Raw genomic sequence first — 17005 nt, forward strand, 5'->3', positions numbered from 1 at the left:
GCGGCGCCCGCCGGTGGCGCGCGCGAGCCGGACCGCGTCCGCGGCCCGCGCCAGATCCGCGAGACGGTTCTCGACGGCGACCTCCATGTTGGTGCGGTCGGTCGGGTCGGCGATCCCCCACCGCACCAGCAGCCGCTGCGGCGACCACCGCCAGTTCAGGCCGCCGGACTGGCCGGTGAGCTGGCGGCGCTCCAACGCCATCGACCGCTCCCAGCCCCACGCCGCGATCAGCGGCGCCATCAACCGCAGCAGCAGCGTGCCCACATCATCGGCGTGCGTCGCGGCGAGCACGCCGGACATGATGGTCAGCACCCACATCGCGATGCCGTCGACACCGGCGGATCCGGTGTCGATCTGCGAGCGCCGGGCACGCATCGCGCTTGTGACGACCATGAGCTCGATGAAGCTGAAGCACAGCACCAGCAGCGGCGTCGGCATACCCAACGCCTCGCTGAAGAACACGAACATGCCCTGCGCGGCAACCGCACTGGCTATCGCCGCGGTGAACAGCGTCGCGGCCCGCTCAGTGGTGACACGCACCTTCTTGTCGCCGGTCGCGGTCGTCGATTCCGGGTCGGAGAACATCAGCGGGGGCCTTTCTCTGTGGCGGTGGCGGCGTCGAGGGCGCGTTGCAGGGCCTGGATCTGGGTCTCGTGGGCGGCTTGGATGCGGGCGATTTCGGCGGCGTGGTCGCTGCGCAGCTGCTCGCGATCGGTGCGGGCTTCGGCGCGGGCGCTGGTCAGCTCCACACGCAGGCGCCCGATCTCCGCGCGATCGGCGGCGGCCTGGGCCTTCGCCTCGTCGCGGATGGTGTCGACCTGGGCGCGCAGGTCTTCTCGTTCGCTGCGGGCCTGCTCGCGCACCTGGGCGAGATCGGTGCGCAGCCGGTCGGCCTCGGCGCGGGCGTCGGTGGCGGCCTGCTCGGCGACGGCTTGGGCGGACTCGGCGCGGACGCGGGCCTGCTCGGCTTCGTCGCGGGTGTCGTTGGCTTGGGTGATCTGGAGGGCCGCATCGTGCTCGACGCGGTCGATGCGCTCAGCTGCTGCGCGGTCGGTGGCGGCGATGCGTTCGGCTGATTCTGCCTCCACCGCGGCGATCCGGGAAGCCGATTCGCTGCGCACCTGTTCGAGCTCGGCGCGGGCGGCGTCGACGAGGGCCTGATACTCGGCGATCCGCGCGTCCCGCTCGGCCTGCGCCGCGGCGACTCGGTCGGCGGCGTCCCGCTGGGCCTGCTCAGCGCGATCGTTCGCGGCTTGCTCGGCTGCCGCGATTCGGGTGTCGGCATCGCTGCGCGCCTGCTGAGCCTCGCCGCGGGCGGCATCGACCGCGGCCTGATGCTCAGCGATACGTGCGTCAGCCTCGGCCAGGCGTTCGTCTCGCTCGGCGAGGGCGTCCAGCGCTGCGCCCTCGGCCAGCTCCTTGTCCTCCAGGGCGCGGTCGCGTTCGCGGCGGGCGGTGATGGCCTCGGCCTCGGCCTCGGCCGCTGCGGTGCGAGCGGCGTCGACCTCGGCTTGGGTCTCGGCGCGGATACGGGTCACCTCCGCAACCGCGGCGTCGGGATCGCCGGCGGTGGCGACGATCTCGGCGACGCGGTCGATCAGCTCGGTCTGCTGGCGGCGGTGGGCGGTGGTGACCATCTCCCACTGCGCCAACAGTTCGGACAGGCTCGCCCGCGCTGAGGTCACCGGTCGCGGCGCCGGACGCTGGACCTTCGGTGTGGCACCGCCGGCGGCCTCGAGTTGCAGCTCACGTCGACGTTGGAACGCTGTCGCACGGTCGTGGCGCCGCCGCACCCCGTCCGGATCGACATGCCACTCCCCGCAATAGTCCGACCGGCGGCCCCGGCCTGGCGGGGCGGGTGGCAGCGGGTGGCCAGCCGCCACCCAATCCCCGATCGCGGTGTCGTAGGCGACCGGGAACTGGCATACGCGCTGCTCAGCGGCAGCATCGCCCCCGGTTTCCCCTGAGGCGGTCTCTGAATTCGTCACTCACCCATTCTACCATATTTGTTTTCGTTCATCGTTTTAACGTTGAATATTTACGTTTTAGAAGAACGTTATTTGCCCCTCTGCTGATTCGGCGACAGGCGGTGGCTCGCTCCGCCGGTTACGCCTTCGTCGGTCGCACCGCGGTAAGAGCTCGATGACCAGGGGCTTCGCCGAGAGACGGGTTGCGCAAGTGGGAGAAGCGCCTCATGGGCCGGTGTGGTCGTTCTCTTCGCCGCCCACAGCGCGGTATCGTCTCGGCTGAATCGAGCCAGGTCGCAGCCCTGTCCGATAGGGCGCGGGGCGATGTGCTCGCTTCCCATTCGCCGCACCCGGCCCGGGTGGAAAGACCCTTTCCACTGGCCGGGGCTTAGCTAGGAGTCACAGCCCATGACGACGGCAGACACACGCCGAGTCCTGCGAGTCCTGTTCTCGACGTTGAAGGGCGGCCCTGGTAAGACGACCAGTGCGATCCTGACGGCGGTCGCGCTGGCACGCCGGGGCCTGAAGGTGGTCGTCATCTGTGCCGACACCCGCACGCGCGGCGCCACGGATTGGGTTCAGGAGGCGGAGCGGGTCGGTGACCGGGTGCCGTTCCAGCTTGCGATCTGGCATGAGAGCGACGGGCCGCTGTCGCAGTACGCCCGGACGGTCGAGCGTTCGACCGGCGCTGACGTCGTGATCATTGATACCGGCGGTGAGCAGCCGGAGAACTTCACCCACGGCTGCTTGTACGCGGACTGGCTGATCTGCCCGGTCGGCCCATTCCGCGCCGAGCTGCGACGGCTGGTGCCGACCTATCAGAGCGCGGTCGCGGTCAACGACTCCGGCTCCCCGCTCGAGGTCAGTGTCTTGCTGACGCGCTGCCCGGCCGCGCACAAGGGCAAGGCCAAAGATGCCCGTGAAGCGCTCACCTCGAACCTGGTCAGCGATACCGGCGAACTCGATCTAGACACTCCGTACGCGCTGGGGCTGGACGTGCTCGACACCGAGATCTCGCGTGGCGTCGCCTATGACGAGTTCTACGGCCTCATCCCCGACGATGTCGGCGAGTACGACGACCTGGCTGAAGAGATCCTGGCCCGCCAGCGCGCGGACGAGGCAGCCTGATGCCAGCGCCGCAACGGCCGAAAAAGGGCCGCAGTGGATCCGGTGGCCTAGCGTCCACGGCGCACAGCGACACCGCAGACATCGTCTCGGCCGTGATCACCGCTGCCCAAGGCGAGCCGCTGACCGACGGGACGGGCACTACTCCCCCACCCGCAGCCCCGCAGATCGATGCGTGGGCTCCGCTGTCGGCGTTCGCGCACCGGCCGGACAACCCGCGGTGGGCGCGCGAGTACGACCCGGAAGCGGATCCGGAGCTGGCCGCGTTCGCGGCGACGGTCGACGAGTTCGGCATCCTGCAGGCGGTGACGGTGTGCTCCCGGCAGGCGTGGCTGGAACACCACCCCGAAGCCGAGTTCGACGTCGAGGTCCGCTTCGTCGTCATCATGGGCAACCGCAGGCTTGCCACCGCCCGGCACAAGAAGGTCGACGGGTTGCCGCTGCACCGCAACGACCGGCTCGCTGATCCGAGGCTGAGCAAGGAAAGCGGCATCATTGAGAACTACCACCGCAAGCCCTACGACCCGATCCGCGAGGCCGGCGAGATGGCCGCGGTGCTCGCGATGACCGGCGAGAGCAAGCGGGCCTTCGCCGAGCGGATGGGAATCTCCCACACCCAGGTGAACCAGCGCCTGCAGCTGCTGGAGCTGATCCCCGAGTTCCAGGGCATGGTGTCGGACCTGGCGATGCCAGTGCAGAAGGCCCTCAAACTCGCAGTACTCACCGCTGATGACCAGCGTGCGCTGCTGGAACTCGGCCAGCCCTACGACCCAGCCCAGCTCATCACCGAGCCGGAGACCGGCGCCGGAGGTGAAGTCGAGGATGGAAAGAGTCTTTCCACGACCACGGCGGTGAAGATCCCCAAGAGCAGCACACCCGACGACGTCGCCCAAGTGCTGCGGGACAAGCTCGACCCAGCTCTTCTCGATGCAGTCCTGCACATCCTCAACGGGGATGCGTGACCAGCGCGACTACACCGCGGGTCCAGGCGAGTAGTGACAGCGTCATTCTGGTGGGCCAGCGGCTATCTGGGCGGCCCAAATCGCCTCGTCTAGGCCAGGATCCAGGTCCCACGGCGCGAGCCGCACGATCGGGTCGGCGTCGGCGTCGTGGTCGGCGGGGATCTGGTGCCGCAGTTCCAGCCAGGCGTGCCATTGGGCGCGCTGGCGCTGGATCCGGGCAACGTATTCGGCGCGCACCTCGTGCAGGCCGTGGGCGTCGGCGATGTCGTCGAGAGTGATCTCGCCGGGGGAGACGGTGCCGCGGCCGCGCGTGATGAGCCCGGCCTGGGCGAGGACGGCGAGGGTGTCGTAGCCGCTGCTGCGACCGACGCCCGCGGCCGCGAGTACGTCGGCGACGCTGGTGAGGCCGGTATCAACGATCAGCTGGTAGACCGCGCGGTGGTGTAGCCCCAGCACCCGCCACGCGTCGTGGACCGGCCTCAGCTGCACACGGTCGAACGGCACGGGCACCACGGCCTGGTCCAGCTCCGGACCGCTGTAGGCGGTGACCAGGCTGTAGCAGTCCGCCTCCCGACCGACCGCGCGGCGGATCCGCAGGATCGGACTACCCGGCCGCTCCCGCAGGTCCGCCAGCACGTCGGCAACCGTCCCGACCGCCAGCATCCCGGCGAAACCGGCGAGCGCGCGCACGCCGACCGCGACCAGTGGCGTGCCGTCCCGCCCGACCTTGCCCGCTACCAACGCCGCATAGGCCAGTGCGTCCAGCACAGCGATGACAGTCCAGCGGTGTTGTTGACCGGGCCAGGTCTGGTGGACCCAAGCGTGGGCTGTGGCAAGCCAGCGCGTGTGGGTATCGCTGTGCAGCGGAGCAGATTTCGAGCCGTAGGCACCTTCGGGGGGTGTGAGCTCTATGGTCCTGTGTTCGGGAGACCGGACTAATACACCCGGGGTGATCCAGCGGGTACAGACGCGGTCCCAGTCGGCGGCCAGCTCCTCGTCGGGACGCTGGTAGTGCGCGTACGCGCCGGCCAGGCCACGCCATGTGTCGTCGCGGCGGGCGCGCACATCATCGAGGCTCCAGCCGCGTTTCGCGCACGCGGCCAGGACGCTGGCACGGGCCTCCGACCGGGAGGGCCAGCGCCCGTCGGCGGGCATGGCGCCGGTGACCGCGAACGCCTCCACATGGCCCGGGATAGGGCTATGCCAACACCAGTGCCCACGCAGCCGCGCAGCGCTGCCCACGCCCTCCCACAGATCCGCGGACAGCTCCGCGGGGGCAGCTGCTGGCGTGGGCGTGGGGTCCGGGTCGACACCCAGGTACTCCCGCAGGCGCGCGAGCAGACCCGGTTCCGCGCCCTGGCGCAGCGCGGCCGCCGCCTCGTCCACCGGACCGTCCAGCTCGCGGACCGCGCCGTCGCGGGTCGCCGACCCGGGCGGGGTGATCGCACCGGTTTTCGGGTTGAGCATCAGGCCGATGTCGAGCGTGGGCAGCCGGGAGGCCAGCAGCCGCATAATCGGCTCGATCTCGTCGCGACTGTGCGTCTCGCCCGGCGCGAACGACGCGAGGACGTGGCGGCCGCGGTTACCGGGGTTGTGGTCGGACACCGGGATCGCGCCGCAAGCACGCAACCACGCCCTGGCGTAGGCCGCGTCCCGCGCCACCGCGACCGGCCCACCGCGCTTGGAGTCGAAATCCAGCGCCACCAGCCGTGTGCGGTGCGCGGGGTCGTAGACCGGCAGCGCGGCCGGGTCCGCCGGCGGACGCCGCGTCAGACGCCGCGTGCCCTTCGTGGTGTTCGTCGCGGGGTCGATCAGCCGCATCGACGGCCGCGCCGCGATCAGCGGGGCGAGAGTCGCCCAGGCCAGCTCACGGGCCGCGTCGGCGGGAGCTGGAACGTCAGTGTCGGTGTCAGGTAGCGGGAAGAGTGCTGGTCGCAAATTGTGACCGTCGTCGACGGCCGCAATGCTTTGTTGCGAATTCGCACCCTTGCTACGCTTATGCACGCTTACCACAAGCGTTGGATTCCTTTATGGGTATCGGGGTCCGAACGAAGGCCTTCCAGCGGCAACTGGGGGCCTTCACCCATTTCTGGGGGTGTCACGCCCGCACTATGGCGGGTGGGTTCTCCGGGCGGGTCAGGCCGAGAGTTTCATGCCCTCCTCGTACGTCGGGGGAAGTCCTGGATAGGCCGGGAGCCCGAGCTCGCGCCGCAGCGCGACCTCGTAGAACGCCCGGATGTTGATTCCTCGCGCGGCCGCCTCGTCAGCGATCGCAGCGACAACTTCGCGCGACAGGTCGATGCCGACCTTTTTCGTGGGGGGCAACTTCGCGGTTCGAGCCATGGTCTTACTTCCTAGAGGTTTTCAACCTTGCAGTGCGGGAGGCGCGCCGGAAGGGCAATCCACACGCTTTGTGTGGATTGCGTTGGTCACGGCATCTGGGCGGCCGCCTCGACGAGAGTGAGTAGTTCGTCGGGCTCCCAGTGTCCTTCCACACCAGGCAGTTTCGAGAGGTAGGTAAGGATCACGGGGATCTCCCACTTGTGCGACTCGTAGAGGCCGGCCGCGAGCATTCCGAGGTAGCGCACTGACGGCTTTCGGATCTCGACAGTGGCCGTGTCCCAGGGGGAGGTAAAGGTCACGACAGGAAACCCGTCCACGTCGTCGACATGGACGAGGGTCTCGTATCGACCGGGGCCGATCTGGAGCTTGCCGTTGGCCACGATCGCTGCCACGTCGAGATCCGGTGTCTCTCCGGGAATCCGGTACATCTCCTGGGTGGCTAGGTCGCTGAACTGTTGGTAGGTGAGCAGGTAGCCCCGAGCTGCTGCGCCTTTCACCCAGCTGTCTTGGGGCTGGTCCGCGTAGAAAGCCACGCCGCCGGTCCAGACCGGAGACTGCCAGGCGAAGTAGATGCTGCCGGGCAAGGTCAGAGGCGTGGTCTTGAGCGGCGGCGTGCGGTCACGAAATCCGGGATAGGTGTGCCCGGTTCCCGGTGGTGTTCCTCCCTCGATGTAGTACGCCAGCCGTCGGGCGTGGAGATTCGAGCCGTATGCGGCGTACCACACGTGGGTCACAGGAGGGGCCTTTCGTCGCTGAGGGGCAAAGAGACTCGCGCGAGTCAGTCGCGTAGCGGCTGGTGGTTGCCGCCGGAGATGGGCCGGTAGTACATGCCGCCAGGCCCTTGGCGAATGCCGCGGGCTTCGTTGTCGAGGGCGCGGGCCGCCTGGTCGAGTGCGGTGTTCCAGTCCTCGCTCAGCGCGGGGTCTTTCATACCTGCGACCAAGCTGGAGGCGGCCTGCCAAATCGCGGCCTCACCGGTGGGGTCGTACCGATCGCCGTTGTCGTTCATAGGGATTTCCTTTCCTGGGTTAGGTTGTCGGACCGTTGCTGGCGGGGCGGGTCTCTGGAACACGGAGGTCGTAGCAGAGCCGTAGAGCATCGCCACTGAAGACACTGAGCAAGACCCGAACGCGGCGGCCAGTGGCGTCTATGCCGACGCGGGCGTGCTGCCCGACGGGTGTGCCTGGCTGCTGCTCGAGCAGCGCGGCCTCGTCGGGTTCAGGCATTCGGACAGTGATTTCGTCTGAGAACTGCACCTGCCGAAAGCCCAGCGCGCGGTAGATGCCGCCGGGATAGACGACGTTGTCGGAAGTCCGCAGTGGGGCGACGCCGTCGATCTCCATGTTGGCGATATCTAGCGGGGTCCAAGTGTCCGCGATCATGGCCAATTGCTCTGGAACCTGCGGCTTCTGGACGTACCGCAGTCTCCTCCGCCGCAGGAGAAGCGTCCCGGGTCGGCATTGCAGATAGCGGGCCACCTCTGCGGTAGCAGGCAGCTCCAGAACGCTGTCGACGACTTGGCGTGTCTCCCACCCTTCCGAGTGAGCGTCGGCCTCCCACTGGTCGATTCGGTTGACCGGATCGTCGGAGTAGGCACCGAGTTCGAACTTCGTCAGATGCCAGGTGATGAGGTCGCGGCTACGTACGGTCCGGCCGATGCCTGCAACTGCCGCGGTGAGTAACCCCTCTTGCTCAAGTCGCCGGATCGCCTCTCGGATCGTCGGCCGACTGAAGTCGTACCGCTCCGCGAGATCCAGCTCAGCCGGGATCTTGTCGCCGGGCTGGAGCTGACCTCGGGTGATCTGCTCGCGGAGATCGTCGTAAACGATCTTCCATCTCGGTCGCCTGCTCATGGTCTCCATCTTCTCTGTAAGGACAGACATGACAAGGGTATTGCCCTGTCACAGACTTTGTCATTACAGTCATTACATACCTGACAGACATTACAAGATCAGGGTCGAAAGGGGAGTAATGGCAATCCAGCGAGAGGGGCAGTGGTTGACCGCGTCGCGGTCGGATCACGTTGCCTGTGAGGTGTCGGAGGGGGTGTTCCGGCTCTCGTTCGCGCCGGATCTCCTGGTCAACGGGGTGCAGGCGGTGGCCGGCCTGACGTTGGCCGAAATCGTGGCCGAGTGGGATCAGCTGCTGTGGGTCGATAGCCCGAACACCGCGATGGTGTGGAAGCTGCTGGCCGGTCAGGCGCGTCCGCTCGGGTTGGACGTGCTGGACGCGGTGATCCGCTGCATGCAGTCGGAGTGGCCGACCACGGCGGCTGAGTGGGCGGTGTGGTCGCGATGAACGCTACGCAGCTGCTCGCGCGGGCGGTGTCGACTCGTCCGGTGGCGACGGTGCATGTGGGTCGGCACGTCATGTCCAGCGAGCAGACCGGCCACATGGCCCGCTATGTCGGTGAGGGCCGGTGGACCGTGGATTATCTGCCGGGCCGTCAACTGACTAAGGACCAGGCGCTCGCGGCGATGAAGGTCGCGGCCGTGAATACCGCGACGGGCCAGGAGCGTGAGGTCGGCCGGTGGGCTGCCGCGCTGGGACTGACCACGGCGGAAGCGCTGGGTTTGGCCGCGATGCGCGCTGGTGCTGCGGCTGAGCGAGCGACGGGGCTGGAGCGGTGATGCGCTCGGGGATCGGGCACATGGCTGCTGCGTTCGCGGCGGTGCTTGCGGCCGGAGTGCTTGTGCTGCTGCTGGTCACGACCGCATTCCCGGGGCATGAGGGTTCGGCTCCGGCGACGCCGCGCCCGCTGGGCCCGTGCGAGCCGTTCTGCAGCCTGCGCACCACCACAGCGGTTCCGGGTGGTGACGCGCGGTGACGAACACCGAGATCGGTTCGGGGGTGCGGGTTTTCCAGCTGCACCGCGACGTCGACGTGACCGGGTTTTCCGGGACGGGTGTGGTCGCCGATGGCGTGATCTGGCCTGACGGCGCGGTGTCGATGCGCTGGCGCGGTGCGGTTCGCACGACGGTCGAGGCGTCCTGCCTGGCCGACATCCAACTCATTCACGGCCATGACGGCGTTACCCGCGTCGTTGTGGCCGATCGCGTGTTCGACGTGGAAAGGCAGGGCTGATCAGTGGATCGGCGTATCAAGGACCCGACGCAGCGTGCCGGTGCTGGCGGGGAGTGGAAGGAGCTGGTCGCGGTCAGCGCGATCGGCGCCACCTCGTTGGGGGCGTCGCTGTCGCTGCGGATGGCACCGGTTTTCGGCGGGCCCGAGCAGGACAACATTCCGTGGAACCCGCTGTCGCTGGCCGCGCACATGGCCATCACGCAGGATGTGGTGTGGTCGGGTGCTGCGACCGCGTCGGCGTGTGTGCTGGCCGGGGGATCGTTTGCGGCAGCAGGGGTTTCGGCGTGGGGCTGGCGGTGGGTGTGCTCCAAGGGCTGGCAGCGCATCGGCGCCGGGCGGGGCCCGAAGGTGGAGCGGCTGCCGGTCGATGACCGCGCGAAGTTCATGGGGCGGGGTAAGGCGCTGGCACCGTTGGCGGCCCGCGTGGTCGCGGAGGCCTCACGGCGGTTGAAGGTGGCGTTTCCGAACGCGGAAGCCACTGCTGATCTGCGGATTCCGGCGCGGTCGGGGGTGGCGATCGGTGTCTCGGTCGAGGAGCGGCAGTGGCTGTTCGGCAGCTACGAGGACTTGCACATCGACATTTGGGGTCCACGCCAGGGCAAATCCACTTCTCGGGTGATCCCGGCCGTGCTGGAGGCGCCCGGGACGGTGGTAACCACCAGCAACAAGGCCGATGTAGTCGCGGCGACGATCCAGATGCGCAGGGAGGTCGGCGACTGTTTCGTGTTCGATCCCCAGCGCATCGCCGGTCGGACGGAGCCGTGGAGCTGGGACCCGCTGTCGTATGTGATCCCGCCGGAGCAGCGGCCCGAGTTGCCGCAGCCCACCGCCGCGCTGCGCGCGGTCGAAGACGGGCCGGTGTTTGTCGACGAGCCCGCCGACATGCCCGACCGGGACGCCGAGCCGGAGCTGGTGTGGGGTGCTGAGCAGCGTGCCGCGCAGCTGGCGGGGCATTTCGCCGACGGCGACGACGGTCAGGACGCCAAGCGGGATGCGTTCTTCGACCCGGCTGGTGAGGATCTGCTCGCGCAGTTGCTGCTCGCCGCGGCGTTGGCGGATCGCCCGATCTCGCAGGTGTGGGAGTGGCTGACCGCCGAGACGAATACTGAGCCTGCCCGGATCCTCGACCTCGCGGGCCACCACTTGGCCGCCCGGGGTCTGTTCGCTATGTACAACGAAGACCCGAAGCAGCGCTCCGGTGTGTTCGGTACCGCCCGGAAGATGGCGCGGATCTTGAAGTCGCCGGAGTTGCGGCCGTGGATCGAGCACGGCGCGAACCGCCGGCGCTTCGACCACCGCGTGTTCGCCGGATCAGACTCCAACACGCTGTACCTGCTGAGCATGGAAGGCGCGGGCAGCGCCGGGCCGATCCTGAACGCGTTGACCGCTGCGGTGCTGGAGTCCGCGGTTCAGCGTGGCATCGCCCATGGGGGCCGGTTGCCGACGCCGCTGATGGCGGTGCTGGACGAGGCCGCGAACGTGGTGCGCTGGAGGGATCTTCCGAAGCTGTACAGCCACTTTGGTTCTCGCGGCATCGTCGTGATGACCGTGTTGCAGTCCTGGGCTCAGGGTGAGCGCTGCTGGGGCGCAGGCGGCATGAAAGCGCTGTGGGGCGCAGCGAACGTACGTGTCCTGGGTTCGGGCCTGGATGATGTGCCGTTCTTGCGGGAACGCGCCGAAGTGGTCGGCCAGCACAACGAGCTGACCGGCTCTGTGTCCACCTCCAGTTCTGGTCGCAGCGTTTCGCGCAGCCTCACCGAACGCCAGACCCTCACCGTCTCGGAGCTGCAGTCGCTGGCGCGCGGCCGGATGGTCGTGTTCGGCAGCGGTTTCCCCGCCACCTTGTGCGTCGCGGTTCCGTTCTGGCAGCGCCCCTACGGCGCCCGGGTGCAGGCCGACATCGACGCCGCCGCCGCTGCGGCCGCCAAGTCCGCGGCCGCGCTCTTCCCCGTCCAACAGCCGTCGGTCGACGGCGCCCAGAGCCGAGAGGAGGGAGCGGCGTGAGCCAGTTCCCTGACGACGGCGAGGACCTGTTCCAGGCGCAGGTGCTGGCGAAGGTCGACGAGATAGAAGCCGCCGACCCGGCCCCGGCCGGGCAGTCCGGCGCGGACGGCAAGGGCGGCGACGAGCCGCCTCCGCCGCTGTTCCCCAACCACATCGAGTGGGTGACGCATTGGTTGGCGCCGATGTACGCGCGGGAGGTCTCCGACGACGTCACCTCCAACGCGTGGTGCCCGTGGTGGCTCAAGCACCCGGAGGCGTGCTCGACGTTCGAGGCGATGTGGCGGGCGTGGGAGCACTACCGCCTCGACGGCAAGACCGGCATCTCGGTGTGGTGGCGCGATCACTGCCACCCGCACATGACCCGGCTCATGGACCCCGCCGGGACCTTCAAGTTCTGCTCCGTACGCGGCCATTTCATCAACGGCCAGCTCAAGCCGCTGCCGCTGGCGTCGCCCGGCGCGGTCCTGTCGTCCCCGGCCTTCACAGAGGCCGGGGCTGTCTCCACCACAACCTCAGGGAGGACAACCCATGTCGGACGCCTTTTCGCCCGCCTCACAGGCCGCTGACGCCATGCCGCCGATGCCGAGCAGGGCCGAGCTGATCGACGCAATCCACGACCTGTCGCGCCGCACCCGCGACGCGATCGACGATGCCGCGCTCGGGCTCGGCGAGCAGATCCTCACCGCGGTGCGGGCCGGTCAGGTCCTGCACGCCGATGAGGCCGCTCGCGCGGAGGTGGTGGTCACCGAGCTGCTCGACGGCGCGGACTCGGCCTACGCCTGGGAGCGAGTCGCGGACGCGGAGCTGTACGAGGCGTGGATGACCGCACAAACCGAGAACCCCACCGCCGACCCCGGAGCGTGGGTCGAGAACTTCGCGCCCGCAACGGATTTCCCCGACGCGATCTGGCTGCGCCGGATCCAGGCCAGCGGTCACGACTTCTCCCTCAGCCGGGAGGGGCTGCGCGCCACGGTCGACGAGCTGGTCGAGTACGTCGGCACCGACCCCGACCAGGCCGAAGGTGGCGCCGCGCGCTGGGAAAGCTACCTGCGCGAGCTGACCGACGCCGTCGTCTCCACCATCCGCAGCAGCGACGTCGTCACCGCTGGCGAAGCGGCGCGGCTGGATCGGCTGGTGGCGGCGTTGGCGAACTTCGAGGACGCGCGGGGTCTGGCGGGAGAGGACACCTGGCAACTGGCCACCGACCCTGATGCCTACCAGGCGTGGTTGACCTCGCGTGCGGTGCGCATCGTGGGGCATCTGACCAGCGACCGCAGCGGCTGGACCAACGATGCAGGCGAGTTCGTCGACGCCGCTGGGCTGCGCCCGTTCCGTCCGGACAGCCTGCACCCGGGCGACTACCAGCTGCTCACCCGCAACGGGGTGGAGCAGGCATTCGCGCAACTGTGCGCGGCCGCCGACCCTTTCATGGAACAGACCCTGCTCACCCGGCCCCGCGATCTGCTCGACCGAGGGGAGCTGCGGTTCGTCGAGGCGGCGGAGTCCATCCTGGTCACCGCCCGCGCCGCCGACGTGCTGACCGTCTCGGAGGCCGGACGCGCCGAACGGGTGGTCGCGTCCCTGGCCTCCGGTGAGTACAACGCCGACATCGTGCGCGACAACCGCGCCTGGCAGCTGGTCACCGAACCGGACGCCTACCGGGAATGGATGACCGCCCGCAACCGCACCGTGCACGCGGCCAGCGCGCAGGACAACACGGCAGCCGTCGAACAGGACCTGATGACCACCCAGGTCGCCGAGCTGCGCCACGAAGCCCTCGACCATTCCGTGGCCGGGCCCGGCGCACAGCACGCGCGAGTAGCGGATTCGGTTGAGCCGGACTGGAACTCGCGGGAATGGCGGCAGACGGACGCGGCGATCGCGGCCGAGCGGATCATCGACAACCCGGCTCTGGCGGCGCAGTTGCTGGCGGGCGCGGGCCACGACGAGTTGGTCACCGCAATCGTCGCGACCGCGCACGGGCAGCTGCGAGAGTGGCAGAGCCTGCGCCAGGAATACACCCACCTCAGGGATGAGCTCGCCCAGCTGCGGGCCACGGTCAACTCCTCCGCCGCCCAGCAGTTCACGCAGGTTCCGCCGGGTGTGGCGCTGGAGTTCCCGGTGCCGGTGAACACCCAAGCCGTGGAGCCCTCGCAGCCGTGGTGGCGCCCGTGGACCCAGGTCCTCGGCGGCGGCAGAAGCGATCGAGGGGTACCCCGGTGAGCACACCGGACCCGAGGACGGCGGCCGCGGCTGCACGGCCGTCGTTCGATCGCATCACCGCAGCCCTGGACGCATTCGCCGCCGCGAACGGCCGCAAGCCTGGCCCGGCGTCGTCGTACGGGGAGTGGACCAAATACCGGTGCCCGTCGCACGACGACCACAACCCCAGCCTCGGGCTGATCTACGACGCCGAGAAGAGCCGCACCACGGTGCGCTGCTTCACCGGCGAGTGCACCGACGAGGAAGTCCTGCACGCCATCGGTTTGAGTGTCCGGGATCTGTTCGACGCCCCGCGACGCGGTTTCCGGCACCGCTCCCCGCAGGCGGGGCAGGCCCGCCAGGGCGGCCAGCGCCCGAACCGGCAGCAGGGCCCGGACCGTGAGGGCGGCAATGTCGTCGCGTTCCAGTCTCGTCGTGACCGGCTCGGGAAGGTGACTGGTCCGCGGCGGGAGGCCGCGATCTACGCCTACACCGATGAGCGGGGCAACCCGCTGGGTGAGGTTGTGCGCGTGCATATCCCGCACGAGCACGGCATCGAAAAGCTGTTCCGGCAGCGCAAGTGCGACGCCGGGGGCCGTTGGTCCGGAGGCGGATTCGCGCCCGTGCTCTACCAGCTTCCCGCCGTCCGGGAGGCCGTCGCAGATGGCGAGACCATCTGGCTGGTCGAGGGCGAGAAGGACGCTGACCGCGGCCGTGGCGCGGGCCTGGTCACGACCTGTAATGCGATGGGCGCGGGCTCGTTTCGCCCGGAACACGCTCACCAGCTGCGCGGCGCCGCGCGGGTGGTGATCGTCGCTGACAAGGACGGACCCGGTTACCGGCACGCCGCGCGAGTGGCGCAGATGCTGACCGGCCGCGTGGGGGAGCTGCTGGTCGTGGAGGCCGCGACCGGCAAGGACCTGTCCGACCACATCGACGCCGGGCACGGCGTGGAGCTCGACGAGTTCATCCGCGTCGATGCCTCGGTCCTGGCGGGCGCGCTGAGCGCTCCGCCCGCCGGCCACCTGCATCAAACCCAGCGCTCTCCCGAGCCGCCCCAGCCGCAGCGCAGCGCTCCGGAGGCGGAGCCGGAGCACAACCCCGACTACGAGCATGAGCCGCCGCCGGATCCGGCCGACGACGACATCAACCCTTTTGAAGAGGAGACCCCTGTGAGCGAGCACGCCGCAGACATCGACCACGCCGCCCGCGATATGGCGGTATTCACCCGGATGCTGCTGACCATGATGACCCAGTGGGCCCAGGCTGCCGCGCTGCGGCGTCAGCGCAGCCTGGAGTTCGCGGCGCGTCAGGCCGCCGCCGAGGCGGAGCTGGCGCAGAAGCGGCACGAGGCCGAACGCAAAGCGATGCACGCCAGTTTGGATGGTGTCGGGTCGGACAACTGGTGGAAGATCGCCTCCGCCGACGACGTCGTCGAAGCCTGGTACGAGGCCACCTCATGGAGCGCCCACGACGCGAAAGCCGAGCAGGTCCGCCAAACCCTCGCCGCCGGGCTGCGGGACCGCTGGAACGTCGATGTCGACGAGTTGTCTCGTGGTGCCGACCCGGACGCGGTCGAGCGGATGGTGCACAACGCCTACTCCGATGGCGCGAGCCTGGATCGGGCGCGGTTAGCGCAGAAGTACGCGATCAACGCCACCGCCGAGATTCCCAACCTGAACGACGACCAGCGCAAAGCCGTGTACGCCGCGATCGAGGAATACACGCACGCGGCAGCGAAATCGCTGGGTATGCGGCGCAGCTCGACCCCACCCGCACCAGGTGTGGAGGCCACACAGGAGGCCGCACGCGCCCGGGTGCGGTTCCTGCTCGCCGAAGCCGACCAGGCAGCCCAGGACAAGGTGCTGTTCGCACTCGACTACCTGACCACGGATCCGCGGGCGGCGATCGGTGAAGCCAACTGGGGTGCCGATTCCGATACCCGCGCGAAGATGGACGTCGCGTTGAGCGAGTACCAGGCGCGGTTGGCGCGCGGCGCGGACACCAGCCAGATCGTCGCGGAGCTGACCCGGCTGGTGGCCGAACTCCCGGAGGCCGACCGCGACACCGCACGGGCCCGCGGCAAGGCGATCAAAGCCGCACCGGGGCAGGAGTTTCCGCCGTTGTGGCCGGGCGCGGTCGACAAGGACGCGTTGGGGCAGAAGATCGCCGATTACGTGCAGGCGGCCCGGTCGCAGATGGAGGCGGATCAGGCCAAGGCCGCCAAGTTGCGGGAGGAGATCGAGGCCGCCGCCAGGGCGAAGGGCTCCGGTTTGGCCCCGATCGAACGCGACGCCATCAAACTCGCGCTCGCCGATGCCGCAGCCCCCGGTATCGGTCCGGAACCGAAAACCGTGTGGGCGGATAAGGAGTCGGCCTACCGGATCCGCCGCACCGAGGCACGGCAGGAAGCGCAGCGCCGCGCCGAGGAGACCCGCGCGGCGGTGGTGGCGGCGCTAGCGGCCGCTGGGCACCAGGTCGAGGACGGTCAGGCGCAGAAGTACGAACCGGTGTGGAACGCCATCAACCGCTTGACGCGTGACACCACCAGCGCGTTCGTCAATGGCGAGGTCCAACCGGATGCGCTGGTCTCGCACCGTCGCGCCCTGTCGGATGCGCTGGATCAGGTTGGGGTGACCGATCGCGAAGCGCGTCAGCAGATCACGGCGGTCACCACGCGGTTGGAGACCGAGTCGGTCGCGGCGGCTGCGACCGTGCGGCGGCAGAAGTCCGAGCAGGCCAAGTCGCGGGCGGATGTCCCGGAGTGGGACAGCCAGTCCCGTCGTGAGCAGCTGGTGGAGGAGCTGGCCGCGCTCGGTGTCGACCGCGAATCCGCCACCGCGCTGCTGCTGACCGACCTCGCCCAAGCCCGCCCCGGCGGCGCGGCCACCGCCCCGGGTGAGGCGCCGAAGGCCCGCCGCACCGCCCAAGGCGCGGGCGTGAACCTCGGGCGCAAACGCGGCCAAGGACGGTCGTGAGGCCCCCTGCAGGGCTCGCGTCGTTGAACGAGGTGGGTTGTGACCAAGGGGGACACCACCACCAGCGCTGATGACGCGGGCGTGCCGACCTATCCGTGGTTGGCCGCACCCGCGCATCTGAAGACCCGCCGTCAGCTTCGGGCGGCGGGTCTTCGCCCCAACGGGCAAGACATCGCAGCATTCATGGTCCGCAAGCGCCGACGCGGCCGAAAACCACTGGTGGCGCACCTGTTCGACCTGGCCAAAGCGGCGCCGAAACGCACCGCCAGCCCCGCGCAGCTGGACGCTATCCGCAAAGCCACCGCCGAACATCAGGCCCGCGCCGCCGAACATCAGGGGG

17 protein-coding genes and 1 pseudogene are annotated in these 17005 nt (G+C 69.2%); 11 read left to right on the forward strand and 7 right to left on the reverse strand.

The annotated features are described in order from the left end of the window. Together NA4_RS17590 and NA4_RS17595 are read right to left on the reverse strand one after the other, a co-directional pair. Positions 1-585: pseudogene (locus NA4_RS17590) on the reverse strand (hypothetical protein); the annotation flags it as partial. Next, on the reverse strand, positions 585-1988 hold the full coding sequence (locus NA4_RS17595; protein WP_084497184.1) for a coiled-coil domain-containing protein: 1404 nt from the start codon (positions 1986-1988) through the stop codon (positions 585-587). The gene NA4_RS17595 and the pseudogene NA4_RS17590, both read right to left, overlap by 1 nt. A gap of 387 nt (positions 1989-2375) precedes the next feature. On the opposite strand from NA4_RS17595, the gene NA4_RS17600 reads away from it, so the two are divergent. Further along, a complete protein-coding gene (locus tag NA4_RS17600; protein WP_067470805.1) occupies positions 2376-3095 on the forward strand; it encodes a ParA family protein in 720 nt (239 codons plus the stop codon). Further along, positions 3095-4054 (forward strand): ParB/RepB/Spo0J family partition protein, encoded by a 960-nt coding sequence (locus NA4_RS17605; RefSeq protein WP_084497185.1) that lies wholly within the window; start codon positions 3095-3097, stop codon positions 4052-4054. The genes NA4_RS17600 and NA4_RS17605 overlap by 1 nt, the downstream gene beginning before the upstream one ends. 42 nt (positions 4055-4096) lie before the next feature. Here NA4_RS17605 and NA4_RS17610 read toward each other — a convergent pair whose 3' ends face one another. The 5 genes from NA4_RS17610 to NA4_RS17625 all read right to left on the reverse strand — a co-directional run bounded on the left by NA4_RS17610 (position 4097) and on the right by NA4_RS17625 (position 8280). After that, positions 4097-5992: a hypothetical protein gene (locus NA4_RS17610; RefSeq protein WP_067470809.1), complete on the reverse strand. Its 1896-nt coding sequence runs from the start codon at positions 5990-5992 to the stop codon at positions 4097-4099. A 198-nt stretch (positions 5993-6190) separates the two neighbouring features. After that, positions 6191-6397 (reverse strand): hypothetical protein, encoded by a 207-nt coding sequence (locus NA4_RS17615; RefSeq protein WP_067470811.1) that lies wholly within the window; start codon positions 6395-6397, stop codon positions 6191-6193. 86 nt (positions 6398-6483) lie between these two features. After that, positions 6484-7131: a histone deacetylase gene (locus NA4_RS17620; protein ID WP_218022313.1), complete on the reverse strand. Its 648-nt coding sequence runs from the start codon at positions 7129-7131 to the stop codon at positions 6484-6486. A 44-nt stretch (positions 7132-7175) separates the two neighbouring features. Then, complete coding sequence (locus tag NA4_RS41420; protein WP_169811059.1) at positions 7176-7406, reverse strand: hypothetical protein; 231 nt, start codon at positions 7404-7406, stop codon at positions 7176-7178. A 19-nt stretch (positions 7407-7425) separates the two neighbouring features. Continuing rightward, positions 7426-8280 carry a GntR family transcriptional regulator gene (locus tag NA4_RS17625; protein ID WP_067470814.1) on the reverse strand — a complete coding sequence of 285 codons (855 nt, stop codon included), beginning with the start codon at positions 8278-8280 and terminating at the stop codon, positions 7426-7428. An 88-nt stretch (positions 8281-8368) separates the two neighbouring features. Between NA4_RS17625 and NA4_RS17630 the strand changes: the two genes are divergently transcribed. The 9 genes from NA4_RS17630 to NA4_RS17670 all read left to right on the forward strand — a co-directional run. Beyond that, on the forward strand, positions 8369-8695 hold the full coding sequence (locus NA4_RS17630; RefSeq protein WP_067470817.1) for a hypothetical protein: 327 nt from the start codon (positions 8369-8371) through the stop codon (positions 8693-8695). Continuing rightward, on the forward strand, positions 8692-9027 hold the full coding sequence (locus tag NA4_RS17635; protein ID WP_157129099.1) for a hypothetical protein: 336 nt from the start codon (positions 8692-8694) through the stop codon (positions 9025-9027). The genes NA4_RS17630 and NA4_RS17635 overlap by 4 nt, the downstream gene beginning before the upstream one ends. A gap of 20 nt (positions 9028-9047) precedes the next feature. Further along, positions 9048-9224: a hypothetical protein gene (locus NA4_RS17640; protein ID WP_157129100.1), complete on the forward strand. Its 177-nt coding sequence runs from the start codon at positions 9048-9050 to the stop codon at positions 9222-9224. After that, positions 9221-9481: a hypothetical protein gene (locus tag NA4_RS17645; RefSeq protein WP_084497186.1), complete on the forward strand. Its 261-nt coding sequence runs from the start codon at positions 9221-9223 to the stop codon at positions 9479-9481. Before NA4_RS17640 ends, NA4_RS17645 begins: the two co-directional genes overlap by 4 nt. 3 nt (positions 9482-9484) lie before the next feature. Further along, a complete protein-coding gene (locus NA4_RS17650; protein ID WP_067470822.1) occupies positions 9485-11485 on the forward strand; it encodes a type IV secretory system conjugative DNA transfer family protein in 2001 nt (666 codons plus the stop codon). Next, positions 11482-12051, forward strand: coding sequence for a DUF4913 domain-containing protein (locus NA4_RS17655; RefSeq protein WP_067470824.1), 570 nt, complete (start codon positions 11482-11484; stop codon positions 12049-12051). The genes NA4_RS17650 and NA4_RS17655 overlap by 4 nt, the downstream gene beginning before the upstream one ends. Next, a complete protein-coding gene (locus tag NA4_RS17660; RefSeq protein ID WP_157129101.1) occupies positions 12014-13708 on the forward strand; it encodes a hypothetical protein in 1695 nt (564 codons plus the stop codon). The genes NA4_RS17655 and NA4_RS17660 overlap by 38 nt, the downstream gene beginning before the upstream one ends. Next, a complete protein-coding gene (locus NA4_RS17665; protein ID WP_067470827.1) occupies positions 13705-16665 on the forward strand; it encodes a hypothetical protein in 2961 nt (986 codons plus the stop codon). Before NA4_RS17660 ends, NA4_RS17665 begins: the two co-directional genes overlap by 4 nt. Before the next feature lie 39 nt (positions 16666-16704). After that, a partial coding sequence (locus tag NA4_RS17670; RefSeq protein WP_281180028.1) for an RRQRL motif-containing zinc-binding protein occupies positions 16705-17005 on the forward strand: 301 nt, incomplete at its 3' end.

This window comes from Nocardia amamiensis NBRC 102102, assembly GCF_001612745.1.
GTDB classification, from domain to species: domain Bacteria; phylum Actinomycetota; class Actinomycetes; order Mycobacteriales; family Mycobacteriaceae; genus Nocardia; species Nocardia amamiensis.

Excerpts from the sequence above, each read along its gene's own strand:
- NA4_RS17640 (WP_157129100.1), top strand. The coding sequence starts at position 9,048 with ATGGCTGCTGCGTTCGCGGCGGTGCTTGCGGCCGGAGTGCTTGTGCTG.
- NA4_RS17660 (WP_157129101.1), top strand. The coding sequence starts at position 12,014 with ATGTCGGACGCCTTTTCGCCCGCCTCACAGGCCGCTGACGCCATGCCG.
- NA4_RS17635 (WP_157129099.1), top strand. The coding sequence starts at position 8,692 with ATGAACGCTACGCAGCTGCTCGCGCGGGCGGTGTCGACTCGTCCGGTG.
- NA4_RS41420 (WP_169811059.1), bottom strand. The coding sequence starts at position 7,406 with ATGAACGACAACGGCGATCGGTACGACCCCACCGGTGAGGCCGCGATT.
- NA4_RS17600 (WP_067470805.1), top strand. The coding sequence starts at position 2,376 with ATGACGACGGCAGACACACGCCGAGTCCTGCGAGTCCTGTTCTCGACG.
- NA4_RS17630 (WP_067470817.1), top strand. The coding sequence starts at position 8,369 with ATGGCAATCCAGCGAGAGGGGCAGTGGTTGACCGCGTCGCGGTCGGAT.
- NA4_RS17615 (WP_067470811.1), bottom strand. The coding sequence starts at position 6,397 with ATGGCTCGAACCGCGAAGTTGCCCCCCACGAAAAAGGTCGGCATCGAC.
- NA4_RS17605 (WP_084497185.1), top strand. The coding sequence starts at position 3,095 with ATGCCAGCGCCGCAACGGCCGAAAAAGGGCCGCAGTGGATCCGGTGGC.
- NA4_RS17625 (WP_067470814.1), bottom strand. The coding sequence starts at position 8,280 with ATGTCTGTCCTTACAGAGAAGATGGAGACCATGAGCAGGCGACCGAGA.